We start from the raw sequence: 19,099 nt of genomic DNA on the forward strand, positions 1-19,099 counted from the left end.
AAAATCGTGTCAAAAAATTAAAATATTTTTTTTCCACGAGAAAGGCGCGATTGTACCTTGCAAATAAAAAGCTTGCAAGTCAATAGCAAAAAATTATTGAACCTTGATTTCGACGTCCACGCCGGCAGCCAAATCCAACTTCATCAAAGCGTCAACCGTCTTATCGGTCGGATCGATGATGTCCATCAAACGTTGATGCGTGCGGATTTCGAATTGGTCACGGCTCGTCTTGTTGACGTGCGGGGAACGCAAAATATCGAAACGTTGGATGCGGGTGGGAAGAGGAACAGGACCGCGAACCACAGCGCCAGTGCGCTTGGCCGTGTCAACGATTTCTTGAGCAGATTGATCAATCAGCTTGTAATCGAACGCCTTAAGGCGAATGCGAATGCGTTGAGATTGCATTTCGTTTTTCCTTTAAAAAAGAACACTAAAGAACAACAGAGGATGCGGAGTTTACCTCCGCATCCTCTGTTTGTCAAATACTTTCAGTTACTAAGTAAGTTTCTGAAATTATTCGATGATCTTGGCCACCACACCGGCGCCAACCGTACGACCACCTTCACGAACAGCGAAACGCAAGCCTTCGTTCATGGCGATCGGGCTGATCAATTGAACCGTCATCGTGATGTTATCACCAGGCATCACCATTTCGACGCCTTCCGGCAATTCAATCGTACCCGTCACGTCCGTCGTGCGGAAGTAGAATTGCGGACGATAGCCCTTGAAGAACGGCGTGTGACGACCACCTTCGTCCTTGCTCAAAACGTACACTTCAGCCGTGAACTTCGTGTGCGGCGTGATCGTGCCCGGCTTAGCCAACACTTGACCACGTTCCACTTCTTCACGCTTCGTACCACGCAACAACACACCAATGTTGTCACCGGCTTGACCTTGGTCGAGCAACTTACGGAACATTTCAACACCCGTGCAGGTCGTCTTTTGCGTCGGACGGATACCGACGATTTCAATTTCGTCGCCAACCTTCAACACACCGCGTTCCACACGACCCGTCACCACCGTGCCACGACCGGAGATCGAGAACACGTCTTCAACAGGCATCAAGAACGGATGGTCAACGTCACGCACCGGCGTCGGGATGTAGCTGTCCATCGTTTCAGCCAACTTCAAGATGGAGGGAACACCAATTTCAGATTGGTCGCCTTCCAAAGCCAACTTGGCAGAACCCTTCACGATCGGAATTTCGTCGCCAGGGAAGTTGTAGTTGCTCAACAAGTCGCGAACTTCCATTTCCACGAGTTCGAGCAATTCAGCGTCGTCCACCATGTCGCACTTGTTCAAGTACACAATGATGTACGGAACGCCCACTTGGCGAGCCAACAAGATGTGTTCACGCGTTTGCGGCATCGGACCGTCAGCAGCAGAAACCACCAAGATTGCACCGTCCATCTGAGCAGCACCCGTGATCATGTTCTTCACATAGTCAGCGTGCCCCGGGCAGTCAACGTGGGCATAGTGACGATGTTCCGTTTCGTATTCAACGTGGGCCGTGTTAATCGTAATACCACGGGCCTTTTCTTCCGGAGCCGCGTCAATTTGGTCATATGCACGGGCTTCACCACCGAACTTGGCGGCCAATACCGTCGTGATTGCTGCCGTCAACGTCGTCTTACCATGGTCGACGTGACCGATCGTGCCCACGTTCACGTGGGGCTTGGTGCGTTCAAATTTACCTTTTGCCATTTCTATGGATCCTTTAATTGGTAATTTGTTAAATTGGAAATAACTTTTAAAGTCTACTCTTATTTGGTCTTTTCAGCGATAACTGCTTCAGCAACATTGCGCGGAGCTTCAGCGTAGTGCTTAAATTCCATCGTGTAGGTGGCGCGACCTTGCGTCAAAGAACGCAACGTTGTAGCGTAGCCGAACATTTCGGCCAACGGCACTTCAGCGCGAATAGCCTTACCGCCGCCAGCGATATCATCCATACCTTGGATCACACCGCGACGAGAGGACAAGTCACCCATCACATCGCCCATCTTTTCTTCAGGCGTTTCAACTTCAACAGCCATAATCGGTTCAAGCAGAACCGGGTTGGCGCGACGCATACCTTCCTTGAAGGCCATGGAGGCAGCCATCTTAAAGGCGTTTTCGTTGGAGTCCACTTCGTGGTAGGAACCGAAGTGCAACGTCACCTTAACGTCCACCACCGGATAACCAGCCAACACACCGGCCTTCAACGTATCTTCCACACCCTTTTGAACGGCAGGAATGTATTCACGAGGCACTACACCGCCCTTAATGGCGTCAACGAATTCAAAGCCCTTGCCAGGTTCTTGCGGTTCAAGCTTGAGCACAACGTGACCGTATTGACCACGACCGCCAGACTGCTTAACGAACTTAAATTCAGCGTTTTCAACCGTAGAACGAATCGTTTCACGGTAAGCCACTTGGGGTTTACCAACCGTAGCTTCAACGTTGAATTCACGACGCATACGGTCAACCAAAATTTCCAAGTGCAATTCACCCATACCGGAAATAATCGTTTGACCCGATTCTTCGTCCGTGCGAACACGGAAGGACGGGTCTTCCTGAGCCAAGCGGTTCAATGCGATACCCATCTTTTCTTGGTCAGCCTTGGTCTTCGGTTCGACTGCCTGAGAAATCACAGGTTCCGGGAATTCCATGCGTTCAAGAATGATCGGGTTAGCGATGTCGCAGAGCGTATCGCCGGAAGTCACTTCTTTCAAGCCCACAGCAGCAGCGATATCGCCGGCTTCGGCTTCTTTGATTTCCTTACGTTCGTTAGCGTGCATTTGCAACAAACGACCGATACGTTCTTTCTTGTTCTTCACGGAGTTCAAAACCGTTTCACCGGAAACGAGCACGCCGGAATAGACACGTAAGAAGGTCAACTGACCAACATACGGGTCGGTCATGATCTTAAAGGCCAATGCAGAGAACGGAGCATTGTCATCGGCTTGACGTGTGACTTCTTTATCATCCAAGTCAACACCCTTGACCGGCGGAATGTCTACCGGAGAAGGCAAGAATTGGACCACGGCATCCAACATACGTTGAACACCCTTGTTCTTAAAGGCCGTACCGCAGAGCATCGGTTGAATTTCGCAAGCGATCGTGCGGATACGCAAGCCCTGAACGATTTCTTCTTCGCTCAATTCGCCGTTTTCCAAGTACTTGTTCATCAAGTCTTCATTGGCTTCGGCAGCGGCTTCGATCATGTTCTCACGCCACTTTTCGGCGTCAGCTTGAAGTTCGGCCGGAATGTCACCATAGGTGAACTTCATACCTTGGCTGGCTTCGTCCCAAATGATGGAACGCATCTTCAAAAGGTCAACAACGCCTTCGAAGGAATCTTCAGCGCCGATAGGAATCACGATGGGCACAGGATTGGCCTTCAAACGTACGCGCATTTGATCGTACACTTTGAAGAAGTTGGCACCGGTACGGTCCATCTTATTCACGAAAGCCAAACGGGGCACGTGATACTTGTTAGCTTGACGCCAAACAGTTTCAGATTGCGGCTGAACACCACCCACAGCACAGTAAACCATGCAGGCACCGTCCAAGACGCGCATGGAACGTTCCACTTCAACGGTGAAGTCAACGTGCCCCGGGGTGTCAATGATGTTCAAACGATGTTCCGGGAACTTACCGTCCATGCCACGCCAGAAAGTGGTCGTAGCAGCAGACGTAATCGTAATCCCCTTTTCTTGTTCCTGTTCCATCCAGTCCATGGTGGCGGCGCCATCATGCACTTCACCGAGCTTATGGGTAACGCCCGTATAAAACAGAATACGTTCAGTGGTCGTGGTCTTACCCGCGTCAATGTGGGCAGAAATCCCGATGTTGCGATAACGCGAGATCGGAGTAGTACGAGCCATTATGTTTCCCCTAGTTGGAGACGATGCGTTTTCTCGTTGATTGGAAAACGCATCTGGTTAATCAAATTAGAAACGGAAGTGAGAGAAAGCCTTGTTGGCTTCAGCCATGCGGTGAACTTCGTCACGCTTCTTCATGGCGCCGCCACGGCCTTCGGCCGCATCCAACAACTCACCAGCTAAGCGTTGGGGCATCGACTTTTCAGCGCGCTTCTTAGCCGCTTCGCGCAACCAGCGCATGGCCAAAGCCATACGGCGGACAGGGCGAACTTCAACCGGGACTTGGTAGTTGGCACCACCAACACGACGGCTCTTGACTTCCACGAGCGGGCGGACATTGTCAAGGGCGGTCTTGAACACTTCCATAGCGTCCTTGCCGGTCTTGGCTTCAATTTCACTCAAAGCGCCATAAACGATGCGTTCAGCGACGGCCTTCTTGCCATCGAGCATGATCACGTTCACAAATTTGGCGATTTCAACACTGCCGAACTTCGGATCCGGCAAAATTTCACGTTTCGGTACTTCGCGACGACGGGGCATTTTTTTCCTCTTTTCGTAGTCTTCAGTCTTAAACAATGCGATCACTCAATTAGGATCGCGACTTACTCGGTCCTTTCATCACACTAAAACGGATGATGCAGACCGTTCACGGCTACAACGCGCCGCGAATTAAGCTGCCTTCGGGCGCTTGGCGCCGTACTTGGAGCGAGCTTGCTTACGATCCTTAACACCTTGGGTGTCCAAAGAACCGCGGATGATGTGGTAACGCACACCAGGCAAGTCCTTAACACGACCGCCGCGGATCAACACGACGCTGTGTTCTTGCAGGTTGTGGCCTTCACCACCGATGTAAGAAATGACCTCAAAGCCGTTGGTCAAACGCACCTTGGCAACCTTACGCAAAGCGGAGTTCGGCTTCTTCGGGGTTGTGGTGTACACGCGCGTGCAAACGCCACGCTTTTGCGGGCAGTTCTTGAGCGCGGGGCTCTTGCTTTTATCATGCGTGAGCACACGGGGCTTACGCACTAATTGGTTAATGGTAGGCATAAAAGTCCGTATTAAAAATTCTCCAACCAGGCTCTCGCATGGAAGGCAGAATTGCTGGTTTTTAAAACGTCCGAAACTAACGCACAAAACCCCCTTCATCAACGCATAAAATCACGCCAATGATCGGAGGTCCGAAAGTTTTAAGCTTCGGGAGGCTGAGATTTTCGTATTTTTTTCTCTTATTGTCAAGACCTTAAGAGAAAATGCACGGAAGACCCGTGGGCGAAAAATCTCTAAAAACGCCCCTCGGGTCCTCGTTCAGGAGTGCCTCTCGACACTCCCGGCAGATGCTATATGCACCTTATTCTTCCTTCGTCACCGTTTCAGTTACGATGGCTTCGTCAACAGGTTCCTGCGACGCAAAAGTGGAGCTAAAGCCGGAGGCTTCTTCAGCCTCTGCCGCTTCATTAGCCTTTACAGCCTTGTGATAGGCCAAGCCCGTACCGGCAGGAATTAAGCGACCCACAATAACGTTTTCCTTCAAGCCGCGCAATTCATCCTTCTTGCCCATGATGGCAGCTTCGGTAAGAACACGCGTGGTTTCCTGGAAGGAAGCCGCGGAAATGAAGGAATCTGTCGACAAACTAGCCTTCGTAATACCCAAGAGGACGTTTTCGTACAATGCCGGACGCTTACCAGCCGCAATAGCCTTGTCGTTTTCATCCAACATTTCGGAGCGTTCCACCTGTTCATCACGAATGAACTTCGTATCACCCGGATCCGTAATCTTCACGCGGCGCAACATCTGACGAACAATCACTTCAATGTGCTTGTCGTTAATGGCCACGCCCTGCAGACGGTACACATCCTGAACTTCATCGACAATGTAGCGAGCTAATGCTTCGATACCGAGCAAGCGAAGGATATCGTGCGGATCAGCAGGACCTTCAACGATTTCTTCACCCTTTTGAACCACTTGACCATCGTGAACCAGGATGCTCTTATCCTTGCTGATCAAGAATTCGTGATCGGTACCTTCATTGTCGGTAATCACCAGACGTTGTTTGCCCTTAGTTTCCTTACCGAAAGTTACCGTACCCGTCACTTCAGCGAGCACACCGGCATCCTTCGGCGAACGAGCTTCAAACAACTCGGCAACACGCGGCAAACCACCCGTAATATCACGGGTCTTTTGCGATTCAACCGGAATACGAGCCAAGACTTCACCGCGGCCAATCTTTTGACCGTCACGAACCACAATCAAAGCACCGACCGGCAACTGAATCGTCACACGGTGATCCGTTCCCGGAATCTTCACTTCGTTGCCGTTTTCATCGAGCAAGCGAACAGCGGGACGCAACGTTTGCGTGCTACCCTTCTTGCCCTTGGCGCCACCGGCCGTAGAACGTTTCGGGTCAATCACCACGAGGCTGGACAAACCGGTCACTTCGTCGGTCTGGCTCATCACAGTTACGTTGTCAACGATGCCTTCGAACTGAACCGTACCACTGTATTCAGAAATAATCGGACGGGTCATCGGATCCCAGGTTGCCAACTGTGCGCCAGCCTTGATTTGTTGATCAGGCTTCGCGAGCAACGTTGCACCGTAGGGTACTTTATGGCGTTCACGTTCACGACCGTTATCGCTGATGATGATTTCTCCGGAACGAGAAATCACAACGAGATCGCCCTTGGCGCTCGTCACATAACGCATCGCCGAGGAGTAGCTCACTTGACCGTTAACCTTGGCTTCCACAGAGCTTGCCACCGCAGCACGGCTAGCGGCACCACCGATGTGGAACGTACGCATTGTCAACTGAGTACCCGGTTCACCGATGGACTGAGCGGCAATCACGCCCACGGCTTCACCAACATTCACCAAGGAGCCACGACCCAAATCGCGACCGTAGCACTTGGCGCACAAACCGTAACGGGTTTGACAGGTGAGTGGCGTACGAACCATCACTTCATCAATACCGAGTTTTTCAATTTCGTCGCATTCATCTTCGGTCAAGAGCGTACCGGCCGCAATAACGACTTCCCCCGTTTCAGGATTGACGATATCGGCGCTTGTCACACGACCCAACACGCGGTCACGCAACGATTGAATAACGTCACCACCTTCAACCAAGGCCTTCATGCTGACACCTTGAGTGGTGTGGCAGTCTTCTTCAGTGACGACCAAGTCCTGCGTCACGTCAACGAGACGACGAGTTAAGTAACCGGAGTTTGCCGTCTTCAAAGCCGTATCAGCCAAACCCTTACGAGCACCGTGGGTTGAAATAAAGTACTGCAGTACGTTCAAGCCTTCACGGAAGTTAGCCGTAATCGGGGTTTCAATAATGGAGCCATCAGGCTTAGCCATCAAACCACGCATACCGGCCAACTGACGAATCTGAGCAGCAGAACCACGAGCGCCGGAGTCAGCCATCATGTAGATGGAATTGAAGGATTCTTGCTTGGTGAGCTTGCCATGGCGGTCAACAACCGGTTCCGTGGAAAGCTCTTCCATCATCACCTTACCGACTTGATCGGCCGTACGACCCCAAATATCCACCACCTTGTTGTAGCGTTCGCCTTGCGTTACCAAACCGGAGGCGTACTGAGCTTCAATTTCCTTGACTTCTTTTTCAGCAGCTGCAATCAATTCAGCCTTCTGAGCAGGAACCGTCATGTCGCCAATGCAGATGGACAAGCCGCCAATGGTGGACAGGGCATAGCCACGGTCCTTCAAACGGTCAGCAAAAAGTACCGTCGCACGCAAACCGCACTTGCGGAAGCAGGTGTTGATTAAGCGGGCGATTTCCTTCTTCTTCAGCGTACGGTTCAATTCCGAAAAACTCATGCCTTCGGGCAAAATTTCGGACAACAAAGCACGGCCAGCTGTCGTTTCATAGCGGACGATCTTTTCGGTCTTCTCGCCCGTCTTCTTATTGACTTCGTATTCTTTGATACGAACCGTACAACGGGTTTGAAGTTCAATCTTCTTGTTGTCCAATGCACGACGCACTTCAGCAACATCGGCAAAGAACATCCCCTCACCCATGGCATTGATACGTTCACGGGTGGAGTAGTACAGACCAAGCACCATGTCCTGGGACGGAACGATGGACGGGTTGCCGTTAGCTGGGAAGAGCACGTTGTTGGAAGCAAGCATCAACGTACGAGCTTCCAACTGAGCTTCCAAAGAAAGCGGCACGTGAACGGCCATTTGGTCACCGTCGAAGTCAGCGTTAAAGGCTGCGCAAACGAGCGGGTGCAATTGAATGGCCTTACCTTCAATCAACTTCGGTTCAAAAGCTTGAATACCCAAACGGTGCAACGTCGGAGCACGGTTGAGCATCACCGGGTGTTCGTAAATCACCTCTTCAAGGATATCCCAAACAACCGGCTCTTGATTGTCAACCATCTTCTTGGCGGCTTTGATCGTCATGGCCAAACCACGACGTTCCAACTTATTGAAGATGAAGGGCTTGAATAATTCCAAAGCCATCAACTTCGGCAAACCGCATTGGTGCAGACGCAGGTACGGACCCACCGTAATCACGGAACGACCCGAGTAGTCCACACGCTTACCCAACAGATTTTGACGGAAGCGACCGCTCTTACCCTTGATCATGTCGGCCAAGGACTTCAAAGGACGCTTGGAAGGACCGGTCATGGCCTTGCCGCGACGGCCGTTATCCAACAAGCTGTCAACGGCTTCTTGCAACATACGCTTTTCATTGCGAATGATGATGTCCGGAGCCTTCAGTTCGAGCAAACGTTTCAGACGGTTATTACGATTGATGACTCGACGATACAAATCGTTCAAGTCGGACGTAGCAAAGCGTCCGCCATCCAACGGCACCAACGGACGAAGATCCGGCGGCAACACCGGCAAAACTTCCATCACCATCCATTCAGGCTTAACGCCAGAACGTTGGAAACCTTCCAAAACCTTCAATCGCTTGGAGAACTTCTTGATCTTGGCATCTGAAGAAGTATCTTCGAGTTCTTTGCGTAGCGTTTCGACTTCGTGGTCAACGTCAATCGTGCGAAGCATTTCACGAATAGCTTCAGCCCCCATCATGGCCTTGAAGTCAGATCCGAACTGCTCAACCTTTTCGAGGTATTCGTCTTCGGTGAGCAACTGACCGCGCTTCAAATCCGTCATGCCCGGATCCACCACGCAGTAGGCTTCAAAATAAAGCACACGTTCAATGTCACGCAAGGGGATGTCCAAAACCATACCCATGCGGGACGGCAAGCTTTTTAAGAACCAGATGTGGGCAACAGGGCTTGCCAATTCGATATGACCCATGCGTTCACGACGCACCTTGGACAACGTGACTTCAACACCGCACTTTTCGCAAACAACACCGCGGTGCTTCAGACGCTTATATTTACCGCACAAGCACTCATAGTCCTTGACCGGGCCAAAGATCTTGGCACAGAACAGACCGTCGCGCTCCGGCTTAAAGGTACGGTAGTTGATGGTCTCCGGTTTCTTCACTTCACCGTAAGACCAGGAACGAATCTTCTCCGGCGATGCAAGACCAATCTTGATCGCGTCGAAGTGATCGTCCTGATTAAATTGCTTAAACAGATCGATAAGCGGATTCATATCTGTTCTGTCCTTAATTACGTTCGAGGTCGATGTCAATACCCAACGACCGGATTTCCTTCACCAACACGTTGAACGATTCCGGCATACCGGCTTCGAGAACGTGTTCGCCCTTAACGATGTTTTCGTAAACCTTCGTACGGCCGTTCACATCGTCAGACTTCACCGTCAGCATTTCTTGCAACACGTAAGAGGCACCGTAAGCTTCCAGAGCCCACACTTCCATTTCACCGAAGCGTTGACCACCGAATTGAGCCTTACCACCCAACGGTTGCTGCGTAACCAACGAATACGGACCCGTAGAACGAGCGTGCATCTTGTCATCAACCAAGTGGTGCAACTTCAAGTAGTGCATGTAACCCACCGTGACGGGACGATCAAATGCTTCGCCGGTGCGGCCATCATAGAGCGTGCATTGCGTCTTAGACGGCGTCAACTGCAGGCGCTTAGCAACATCTTCAGGGAAGGCCAAATCGAGCATCTTGCCGATTTGTTCTTCACTGGCGCCATCGAACACTGGCGTAGCAAACGGCACACCGTTTTGGAGATTTTCGGCCAAACGCATGATTTCTTCATCCGTCAAGCTATTCAAATCTTCCTTCTTGCCCGTTTCGTTGTAGATCTTTTCCAAGAAGGCGCGCATTTGAGCCACTTGGCAGCTCTTGATCATTTCACCGATGCGCCAGCCCAAGCCCTTGGCAGCCCAGCCTAAGTGCACTTCGAGCACCTGACCGATATTCATACGAGAGGGCACGCCCAACGGGTTAAGAGCGACGTCGGCGGGACGACCGTCAGCCATGTACGGCATATCTTCCACCGGGCAAATCTTGGAGACCACACCCTTGTTACCGTGACGACCAGCCATCTTGTCACCCGGTTGCAGGCGACGTTTTTCAGCGATGTAGACCTTCACCATCTTGAGCACGCCCGGGGGCAACTCATCGCCTTGGGTCAGCTTCTTGCGCTTGATTTCAAACGCACGATCAAATTCGTGGCGTTTGTCATCGAGTTGAGCACGCATATCTTCGAGCAACTTCTGATCAGCTTCATCGACCATACGCAGATCAAAGATTTCAAAGCCCTTCAAGCTTTCCAAATATTCCTTGGTGAGGACACCCTTCTTGAGACCCTTCGGACCGCCTTCGGCCTTCTTGCCTTCAAGTTGGCGAGCCAAACGGGCAAAACCGTCACCTTCTACAATGCGCAGTTTTTCATCCAAATCCTGACGATAGCGCTTGAGCGATTCGTCAATAATGGAGTTAGCACGAGCGTCGCGTTCAACGCCTTCACGCGTAAAGACTTGAACGTCAATTACCGTTCCGGTCATACCGGACGGAACACGCAAAGACGTATCCTTAACGTCACTTGCCTTTTCACCGAAGATCACTCGCAAGAGTTTTTCTTCAGGCGTCAATTGCGTTTCGCCCTTCGGCGTCACCTTACCGACGAGTACGTCACCGGCCTTAACTTCAGCGCCGATTTGCACAATACCGCATTCGTCCAAACGGGCTAATTGGTTTTCGGACAAGTTGGAAATGTCGCGCGTAATTTCTTCGGCGCCCAACTTCGTATCACGAGCCACCACGGAGAGCTCTTCAATGTGAATAGAGGTATAGCGGTCATCGGCCACCACCTTTTCACTGATCAAAACAGAGTCTTCGTAGTTGTAACCGTTCCAAGGCATGAAGGCCACCAACAGGTTTTGACCCAATGCCAATTCACCCATGTCGGTGGAAGCGCCGTCGGCCAAAACATCACCGCGAGCCACAACGTCTCCGCGGGAGACAATCGGACGTTGGTTAATGTTCGTGCTTTGGTTGGAACGCGTGAACTTCTGCAGGTTATAAATGTCAACACCCACTTCGCCCGGAATGTTTTCATCGTCATTGACGCGAATCACCACACGGTTGGCATCAACATAGTCAACGACACCGCCACGCTTGGCTTGGACAGCCGTCTTGGAGTCCACAGCCACCGTACGTTCCACACCCGTACCGACAACCGGTTTTTCCGGGCGCAAGCACGGAACGCCTTGACGTTGCATGTTAGAACCCATCAAAGCACGGTTGGCGTCATCGTGTTCCAAGAACGGAATCAAGGAAGCGGCGGCAGAAACGACCTGCAACGGAGAGACGTCCATGTATTGAACGCGTTCCGGGCTAACCATCACGGTTTCACCGTTTTCACGGGCGCTCACCAATTCTTGGGTCAAGCGGCCTTCGTCATCCAACTCGGAGTTAGCCTGACAGATGACGTACTTACCTTCTTCAATAGCGGAGAGGTAATCAATTTGATCGGTCACCTTGCAGTCAATCACCTTACGATACGGCGTTTCCAAGAAGCCGTATTCATTCAAGCGAGCATACAAAGCTAACGAGTTAATCAAACCGATGTTCGGACCTTCAGGCGTTTCAATCGGGCACAAACGACCGTAGTGAGTCGGGTGCACGTCGCGGACTTCGAAGCCGGCGCGTTCACGAGTTAAACCACCGGGACCCAAAGCGGAAATACGACGCTTGTGGGTAATTTCAGACAACGGGTTGGTTTGATCCATGAACTGGCTCAATTGGCTCGAGCCAAAGAATTCACGAATGGCGGCGGAAATCGGCTTGCTGTTGATCAAATCTTGCGGCGTTAAATTGTCAGACTCGGCTTGAGCCAAACGCTCACGCACAGCACGTTCCACTCTCACCAAACCGGAGCGGAATTGATTTTCAGCCAACTCACCCACGCAACGCACACGACGGTTGCCCAAGTGGTCGATATCATCGACTTCACCGCGACCATTGCGCAATTCGACCAATACTTTGACCGTATCGACAATGTCTTCATGCGTGAGCGTACCCGGACCTTCTGCTGTCGGACGAGCCAAACGGGCATTGACCTTCATACGGCCAACGCGGGACAAATCGTACGTTTCTTCAGAGAAGAACAAGCGATTCATCAACATTTCAACCGCTTCCTCTGTGGGCGGTTCACCCGGACGCATCATGCGGTAAATGGCCACGCGGGCAGACATTTGATCCGGCGTTTCATCAATACGCAACGTATCAGAGATAAAGCTACCTTGATCCAATTCGTTGGTATAGATTGTTTGGAAGCCCTTGATCTTGGCTTCACGCAACTTGGCCAACAATTCTTCGGTAATTTCGTCGTTAGCGGCTGCCAACACTTCACCGGTTTCGCCATCAATGATGTCTTTGGCCAACACACGACCGATCAAGAAATCATCGTTGACAGAAACCGTCTTCATATCAGCCATTTGACGGATATGACGAGCCGTGATGCGTTTGTCCTTGGCGACAATCACTTCACCGTCACGGCCTACGATATCAAAACGAGCCACTTCACCCTTCAAGCGTTCCGGCACGAGCGTCATAGAGGCACTGCGAGCACCGAGCTTAAAGGTGTCGAATTCGAAGAACGTTTCAAGAATCTGTTCCGCATTCATGCCCAAAGCCTTGAGCAAAATCGTCACCGGCATCTTACGACGACGGTCAACACGGAAGTAGACGAGATCCTTTGCGTCAAATTCAAAATCAAGCCAAGAACCGCGGTACGGAATCATACGAGCGGAGAAAAGCAACTTGCCAGAGCTGTGCGTCTTGCCCTTGTCATGTTCAAAGAACAAACCAGGCGAACGGTGCAACTGGCTGACAATCACACGCTCAGAACCGTTGATGATGAAGGAGGCTTTTTCCGTCATTAACGGAATTTCACCCATATAGACATCATTTTCACGGATTTCTTTGATCCGGCTCTTGGCAGGATCGTCACGATCGATAATTTCCAAACGAATGCGAGCACGCAAACGGCTTGAATAAGTCAAACCGCGCAATTGGCATTCGGCAACATCAAAAACGGGCTCGTCGAGCGAATAGCTCTCAAAAACCAAACGAGCTAAACCGTTGTGACTGGAGATCGGGAAAATAGACGTAAAAGCAGATTGCAAACCAAAATTCGGATTGCGGTCTGCGGAAGCAACATCGGCTTGCAAAAATTCGGAATAAGACCGAAGTTGCATTTCCAACAAGGAAGGCACTGCGAGAACACTCGGACGAGTCGCAAAACTCTTTCGAATGCGCTTCTTTTCAGTGAACGAGTACGACATGGACACTCCGTTCGACGTGAGATTGATGAAAAAAACGATTTCAGCCTAAGTAAGAAAACAAAAAAGAAAGACGCCAAAAGCCGCCCCAGGTATCTATTCAATACCCGAGCGGCGTTTCGGATGGTAAATTTTCAGTCAATCGAATTTTTGCTGCTCACTCAGAAGACTTAGAACTGAATTCTTATCAACTAAAAGAGACTCAGTTCAAAGTCCTCCAACAGAAGGACTTTTTCGGGCAACATCTTTTCAAATATTGCCCGAATTTCAGCAGAACAGCAAGAATTACTTGAGTTCGACCTTGGCGCCAGCGGCTTCCAACTTCTTCTTGGCTTCTTCAGCATCAGCCTTCGGCAAGCCTTCCTTAACAGCCTTCGGAGCGCCTTCAACCATGTCCTTGGCTTCCTTCAAGCCCAAGCCGGTCAATTCGCGAACAGCCTTAATAACGGCGATCTTGTTAGAACCAACTTCAGCGAGAACGACGTCGAATTCCGTCTTTTCTTCAGCAGCGGCGGCAGCACCACCAGCAGCAGGAGCAGCAACTGCAACAGCAGCAGCGGCAGCGGAAACACCGAACTTTTCTTCCATCATCTTGATGAGTTCGGAAACTTCGAGAACGGTCATGGACGCAATTGCGTCGAGGATTTCTTCTTTCGTAAGGGCCATTTTATGACTCCAATAAATTTCGTTTGTTAATTAAAAATTAGGTTAGGCAGCAGCCTTTTCCTTAGCATCGCGAACAGCGGCAACTGTGCGCACCATGCGCGCAGGCACTTCATTGAGCGTGCGAACGAACTTAGCGATCGGTTCGTTCATCGTAGCCATCAACTTAGCCAACAATTCTTCGCGGCTCGGCATCGTGGCGAGTTGTTCAACACCAGCAACGTCCAAGACGTTGTTCGGCATCGCACCGCCCTTGACAATGAGCTTGTCGTTTTTCTTGGCAAAGGAGACTAACACCTTAGCAGCGGCGACCGGATCAGCGGAAAAACCGTAAACGAGGGGACCGACGAATTGGTCGGACAAACCTTCGAACGGAGTACCGGCAACGGCACGACGCACAAGAGTGTTTTTAAGCACGCGCAGTTGGACACCTTCCTTGCGGGCGTTAGCACGCAATTGAGTGACCGCTTGAACGCTCAGCCCACGGTATTCGGCAATAACGATCGAACCAGCGTTGGCAACAATGCCGCTCACTTCTTCGATAACTGCCGCTTTATCTTGACGATTAAGACCCACGGTCTGGCTCCACTCAGAGGTACCGAAATTACTTTCGGCACCGGTTTACAAATAACCGGCAACTCTCCGAGAGTCTCGCCTGCCATGCCAAGCGGCACGATCAAACGAAATTTTCTCTCTTCGGTAGCCGTCTGCGCTGGACATCTTGTCAGTCAGTCGGTTTTTGACGATCACCGACTCTTTCACAAGACAATTAAAACAATTGTTTCGAGGTTCTAACTTTTTCAGCCGTCCAAACGCCGAAACTTTTGTTTCCAGCGGTCTTTGACAGCGGGAAGTAAACTTCCCACCCAAAGCCCTCGAGGCCTCACGACCTCTTTTTGTGAGCCCGATGACTAAATCGGACTCACGGGTAAATGTTATTAAGCAACAACAGTTGAAACGTCAACGCGAACGCCAACACCCATCGTAGAAGAGACAGAAACCTTACGGAGGTACTGACCCTTGGAGGAGGCGGGCTTAGCCTTGACCAACGCATCGATCAACGCCTTCAAGTTCGTTTCCAAGCGAGCAGCTTCAAAGGAAGCACGACCGATGGAGGCGTGAATAATACCGGCCTTATCAGCGCGGAATTGCACTTGACCAGCCTTAGCGTTCTTAACAGCTTCAGCCACGTTCGGCGTAACCGTACCCACCTTCGGGTTCGGCATCAAGCCGCGCGGGCCTAAAATCTTACCCAATTGACCCACGATACGCATGGCGTCCGGAGAAGCGATCACAACGTCAAAGTCAAGTTGACCGGCCTTAACAGTAGCGGCCAAATCATCAAAACCGACCACGTCAGCTCCGGCAGCCTTAGCTTCATCAGCCTTAGCACCTTGAGCAAACACAGCCACGCGAACCGTCTTACCCGTGCCTTCGGGCAACACAGCGGCGCCACGAACAGCTTGGTCGGACTTACGGGGGTCAATACCCAATTGAATAGCCACGTCGACGGATTCGTCGAACTTGGCGCTAGCCGTTTCCTTAACCAATGCCAAAGCATCAGCAACGGCGTAAAACTTTTGCGCTTCAACCTTGGACTGAGCGGCTTTCATACGCTTGGTGATCTTAGCCATATTACAGTCCCTCCACAGTGATGCCCATGGAACGAGCGCTACCGGCGATCGTGCGGACAGCAGCATCCATATCAGCAGCCGTCAAATCCGGCATCTTCGTCTTGGCGATTTCTTCGGCTTGAGCGCGAGTAATCTTACCCACCTTGTCCGTATGCGGACGAGAAGAACCCTTCTGAATCTTAGCGGCCTTCTTGATCAAAATCGTGGCCGGAGGGGTCTTCATAATGAAGGTGAAGCTCTTATCAGCATAAGCGGTGATCACCACAGGAATCGGCAAACCGGGTTCAACACCTTGCGTACGGGCGTTGAAAGCCTTACAGAATTCCATGATGTTAAGACCGCGCTGACCGAGAGCGGGACCGATTGGGGGCGAGGGGTTAGCCTTGCCGGCGGGAACTTGCAGCTTAATATAGCCGACAATCTTCTTAGCCATTTGAGGTTTCCTTTTAGGTTCTAGCGCCTTTACAGATCTCTCTGCTCAGGCTCCCTAGTGTTTGTTTAACAAGAAAGAGCGCGATTATGCCACCGAATTTCTCAAAAAGCAAATTCTTGTCATAACCACGCGAAAATTAAATTTTTTCTACGCCGCTAAACGAAATGTCCACAGGTGTTTCACGACCAAAAATTTCAACCGTGACACGCAGGCGGCTGCGATCGTAATCCACTTCTTCGATGCGACCATTGAAATCGGCAAAGGCGCCCTCTTTAAGACGAACGGTTTCACCAACTTCAAAACTAATCTTGGGACGCGGTTTTTCAGCGGTAGCTTCTTGAGTTTGAAGAATCGCAGCGATTTCGTGATCGGCAAGAGCTGCCGGACGATTGCCGCCCAAGAAGCCGGTTACACGAGGCGTATTCTTAACCAAGTGCCATGTGTCGTCATTCATAACCATATGCACCAACACATAGCCGGCATACATACGGCGTTCGGTCACATAGCGGCGGTTATTGCGGGTTTCGACCACTTCTTCAGTCGGAACCAAAACTTCGCCGAACTGTTCAGGGAATGCGCAACGACCGATTCTTTCTGTCAGCGCTCTTTGCACACTCTTTTCCATGCCGGAATAAACGTGCACAACATACCAGCGCATCTTCGGTGCAGCAACCTGTTGTTGTTCTTGCATTTCAGTCATACGCAGACTCCATTAAAGGCTGAGCTTCAACAAAACGTCGTACAAGCCCCATTCAACGATCATATCGACCAAGAACAAAAATACCGCGACGACGACAACAAACGCAATGACCATACCGGTAGAGTTCAACGTTTCTTTACGTGTCGGCCACACAACGCGACGCAATTCGTCATACGATTCGCGACCATAAACAATGAAACGTTTGCCCGAAGGGCTAAACCATGCAACCACCACGGCGAAAACCAAGCCACCGATCAACACGCCCAAACGAACCAGTAAGGTTTGGTCGCTCAAGAAGCTAAAGCCGCAGACGCCGGCCAACGCCAGAATAACCGCCAACGACACCAGAGCCATGTCCGAGCCAGATGTTTTTTCTTCAGGTTTTGCGTTTTGTGTACTCATAATTTCTTTAGGCGAACCCTCGTTATCAACAACAGCGATTTCGCCAAATTTAATGTCAAAAAAAGAGCGTTTCCAACAACACCAAGCCGCGATCTTCTGACCGCGGCTTGCTTGCACTATATCTTGGGTGGCAGGGGCAGAAGGAATCGAACCCTCAACCTACGGTTTTGGAGACCGTCGCTCTGCCAATTGAGCTATACCCCTAACCCTTCTTAAGAGCCGTCATATTAACGACTCTCTTGAATCCGAGATTATTCGATGATCTTGGCCACCACACCGGCGCCAACCGTACGACCACCTTCACGAACAGCGAAACGCAAGCCTTCGTTCATGGCGATCGGGCTGATCAATTGAACCGTCATCGTGATGTTATCACCAGGCATCACCATTTCGACGCCTTCCGGCAATTCAATCGTACCCGTCACGTCCGTCGTGCGGAAGTAGAATTGCGGACGATAGCCCTTGAAGAACGGCGTGTGACGACCACCTTCGTCCTTGCTCAAAACGTACACTTCAGCCGTGAACTTCGTGTGCGGCGTGATCGTGCCCGGCTTAGCCAACACTTGACCACGTTCCACTTCTTCACGCTTCGTACCACGCAACAACACACCAATGTTGTCACCGGCTTGACCTTGGTCGAGCAACTTACGGAACATTTCAACACCCGTGCAGGTCGTCTTTTGCGTCGGACGGATACCGACGATTTCAATTTCGTCGCCAACCTTCAACACACCGCGTTCCACACGACCCGTCACCACCGTGCCACGACCGGAGATCGAGAACACGTCTTCAACAGGCATCAAGAACGGATGGTCAACGTCACGCACCGGCGTCGGGATGTAGCTGTCCATCGTTTCAGCCAACTTCAAGATGGAGGGAACACCAATTTCAGATTGGTCGCCTTCCAAAGCCAACTTGGCAGAACCCTTCACGATCGGAATTTCGTCGCCAGGGAAGTTGTAGTTGCTCAACAAGTCGCGAACTTCCATTTCCACGAGTTCGAGCAATTCAGCGTCGTCCACCATGTCGCACTTGTTCAAGTACACAATGATGTACGGAACGCCCACTTGGCGAGCCAACAAGATGTGTTCACGCGTTTGCGGCATCGGACCGTCAGCAGCAGAAACCACCAAGATTGCACCGTCCATCTGAGCAGCACCCGTGATCATGTTCTTCACATAGTCAGCGTGCCCCGGGCAGTCAACGTGGGCATAGTGACGATGTTCCGTTTCGTATTCAACGTGGGCCGTGTTAATCGTAATACCACGGGCCTTTTCTTCCGGAGCCGCGTCAATTTGGTCATATGCACGGGCTTCACCACCGAACTTGGCGGCCAATACCGTCGTGATTGCTGCCGTCAACGTCGTCTTACCATGGTCGACGTGACCGATCGTGCCCACGTTCACGTGGGGCTTGGTGCGTTCAAACTTGCCTTTTGCCATGGCGAACTCCTGAACTTTTATTTGTGAATGTTATAAAGCCCCGATCTATTCGAGACTGATAGAAAACTGGTGCCCATGACGCGGATCGAACGCGTGACCTCTCCCTTACCAAGGGAGTGCTCTACCACTGAGCCACATGGGCTGAATTTGGGACTGTCCACGAACTGTGGAGCGGGTGAAGGGAATCGAACCCTCGTCGTAAGCTTGGAAGGCTTCTGCTCTACCATTGAGCTACACCCGCCTGCGTCGAGAGAGTTTCCA

At 51.2% G+C, this 19,099-nt stretch carries 14 protein-coding genes and 3 tRNA genes; all 17 read right to left on the reverse strand.

What is annotated here, in order from left to right; all coding sequences use genetic code 11:
* Positions 1 to 93: 93 nt before the first annotated feature.
* Positions 94 to 405 carry a 30S ribosomal protein S10 gene (gene rpsJ / locus NW199_RS03705; protein WP_022472433.1) on the reverse strand — a complete coding sequence of 104 codons (312 nt, stop codon included), beginning with the start codon at positions 403 to 405 and terminating at the stop codon, positions 94 to 96.
* Between the two features lie 108 nt (positions 406 to 513).
* Positions 514 to 1,704, reverse strand: coding sequence for an elongation factor Tu (gene tuf / locus NW199_RS03710; protein WP_249091705.1), 1,191 nt, complete (start codon positions 1,702 to 1,704; stop codon positions 514 to 516).
* Positions 1,705 to 1,763: 59 nt separating this feature from the next.
* On the reverse strand, positions 1,764 to 3,866 hold the full coding sequence (gene fusA, locus NW199_RS03715; protein ID WP_258333658.1) for an elongation factor G: 2,103 nt from the start codon (positions 3,864 to 3,866) through the stop codon (positions 1,764 to 1,766).
* A gap of 66 nt (positions 3,867 to 3,932) precedes the next feature.
* On the reverse strand, positions 3,933 to 4,403 hold the full coding sequence (gene rpsG / locus NW199_RS03720) for a 30S ribosomal protein S7 (protein ID WP_022472440.1): 471 nt from the start codon (positions 4,401 to 4,403) through the stop codon (positions 3,933 to 3,935).
* Positions 4,404 to 4,532: 129 nt separating this feature from the next.
* Positions 4,533 to 4,910 (reverse strand): 30S ribosomal protein S12, encoded by a 378-nt coding sequence (gene rpsL / locus NW199_RS03725; RefSeq protein WP_022472439.1) that lies wholly within the window; start codon positions 4,908 to 4,910, stop codon positions 4,533 to 4,535.
* A 301-nt stretch (positions 4,911 to 5,211) separates the two neighbouring features.
* On the reverse strand, positions 5,212 to 9,456 hold the full coding sequence (rpoC, locus tag NW199_RS03730) for a DNA-directed RNA polymerase subunit beta' (RefSeq protein WP_258333659.1): 4,245 nt from the start codon (positions 9,454 to 9,456) through the stop codon (positions 5,212 to 5,214).
* Between the two features lie 13 nt (positions 9,457 to 9,469).
* A complete protein-coding gene (gene rpoB / locus NW199_RS03735) occupies positions 9,470 to 13,567 on the reverse strand; it encodes a DNA-directed RNA polymerase subunit beta (protein WP_258333660.1) in 4,098 nt (1,365 codons plus the stop codon).
* Between the two features lie 282 nt (positions 13,568 to 13,849).
* Positions 13,850 to 14,230, reverse strand: a complete 381-nt coding sequence (gene rplL / locus NW199_RS03740) for a 50S ribosomal protein L7/L12 (RefSeq protein WP_022472610.1) — start codon at positions 14,228 to 14,230, stop codon at positions 13,850 to 13,852.
* A gap of 42 nt (positions 14,231 to 14,272) precedes the next feature.
* The gene (gene rplJ, locus NW199_RS03745) at positions 14,273 to 14,803 is read right to left on the reverse strand and encodes a 50S ribosomal protein L10 (RefSeq protein WP_022472609.1); all 531 of its coding nucleotides are present in this window, start codon (positions 14,801 to 14,803) and stop codon (positions 14,273 to 14,275) included.
* A gap of 362 nt (positions 14,804 to 15,165) precedes the next feature.
* A complete protein-coding gene (rplA, locus tag NW199_RS03750) occupies positions 15,166 to 15,861 on the reverse strand; it encodes a 50S ribosomal protein L1 (protein ID WP_249091707.1) in 696 nt (231 codons plus the stop codon).
* Position 15,862: 1 nt separating this feature from the next.
* Complete coding sequence (rplK, locus tag NW199_RS03755) at positions 15,863 to 16,294, reverse strand: 50S ribosomal protein L11 (protein ID WP_022472607.1); 432 nt, start codon at positions 16,292 to 16,294, stop codon at positions 15,863 to 15,865.
* A 136-nt stretch (positions 16,295 to 16,430) separates the two neighbouring features.
* On the reverse strand, positions 16,431 to 16,994 hold the full coding sequence (gene nusG / locus NW199_RS03760) for a transcription termination/antitermination protein NusG (RefSeq protein ID WP_258333661.1): 564 nt from the start codon (positions 16,992 to 16,994) through the stop codon (positions 16,431 to 16,433).
* 12 nt (positions 16,995 to 17,006) lie between these two features.
* The gene (gene secE / locus NW199_RS03765) at positions 17,007 to 17,396 is read right to left on the reverse strand and encodes a preprotein translocase subunit SecE (RefSeq protein ID WP_258333662.1); all 390 of its coding nucleotides are present in this window, start codon (positions 17,394 to 17,396) and stop codon (positions 17,007 to 17,009) included.
* 128 nt (positions 17,397 to 17,524) lie between these two features.
* Positions 17,525 to 17,600: transfer RNA gene (locus NW199_RS03770), tRNA-Trp, on the reverse strand.
* 47 nt (positions 17,601 to 17,647) lie between these two features.
* Positions 17,648 to 18,838, reverse strand: coding sequence for an elongation factor Tu (gene tuf / locus NW199_RS03775; RefSeq protein ID WP_249091705.1), 1,191 nt, complete (start codon positions 18,836 to 18,838; stop codon positions 17,648 to 17,650).
* A gap of 67 nt (positions 18,839 to 18,905) precedes the next feature.
* Positions 18,906 to 18,980, reverse strand: a tRNA-Thr gene (locus NW199_RS03780).
* A 25-nt stretch (positions 18,981 to 19,005) separates the two neighbouring features.
* Positions 19,006 to 19,079 (reverse strand) — tRNA-Gly (locus NW199_RS03785).
* Positions 19,080 to 19,099 lie beyond the last annotated feature (20 nt).

It is taken from the genome of Parasutterella secunda, from assembly GCF_024733725.1.
Taxonomy (GTDB): Bacteria; Pseudomonadota; Gammaproteobacteria; order Burkholderiales; family Burkholderiaceae_F; genus Aphodousia; species Aphodousia faecalis.

Bases quoted from the DNA above. Each gene is read 5' to 3' on its own strand.
- rpsL (WP_022472439.1), bottom strand. From the start codon at position 4,910: ATGCCTACCATTAACCAATTAGTGCGTAAGCCCCGTGTGCTCACGCAT.
- rpoC (WP_258333659.1), bottom strand. From the start codon at position 9,456: ATGAATCCGCTTATCGATCTGTTTAAGCAATTTAATCAGGACGATCAC.
- rplA (WP_249091707.1), bottom strand. From the start codon at position 15,861: ATGGCTAAGATCACCAAGCGTATGAAAGCCGCTCAGTCCAAGGTTGAA.
- fusA (WP_258333658.1), bottom strand. From the start codon at position 3,866: ATGGCTCGTACTACTCCGATCTCGCGTTATCGCAACATCGGGATTTCT.
- tuf (WP_249091705.1), bottom strand. From the start codon at position 18,838: ATGGCAAAAGGCAAGTTTGAACGCACCAAGCCCCACGTGAACGTGGGC.
- rpoB (WP_258333660.1), bottom strand. From the start codon at position 13,567: ATGTCGTACTCGTTCACTGAAAAGAAGCGCATTCGAAAGAGTTTTGCG.
- rpsJ (WP_022472433.1), bottom strand. From the start codon at position 405: ATGCAATCTCAACGCATTCGCATTCGCCTTAAGGCGTTCGATTACAAG.
- rplK (WP_022472607.1), bottom strand. From the start codon at position 16,294: ATGGCTAAGAAGATTGTCGGCTATATTAAGCTGCAAGTTCCCGCCGGC.
- rplL (WP_022472610.1), bottom strand. From the start codon at position 14,230: ATGGCCCTTACGAAAGAAGAAATCCTCGACGCAATTGCGTCCATGACC.
- tuf (WP_249091705.1), bottom strand. From the start codon at position 1,704: ATGGCAAAAGGTAAATTTGAACGCACCAAGCCCCACGTGAACGTGGGC.
- nusG (WP_258333661.1), bottom strand. From the start codon at position 16,994: ATGACTGAAATGCAAGAACAACAACAGGTTGCTGCACCGAAGATGCGC.
- secE (WP_258333662.1), bottom strand. From the start codon at position 17,396: ATGAGTACACAAAACGCAAAACCTGAAGAAAAAACATCTGGCTCGGAC.
- rpsG (WP_022472440.1), bottom strand. From the start codon at position 4,403: ATGCCCCGTCGTCGCGAAGTACCGAAACGTGAAATTTTGCCGGATCCG.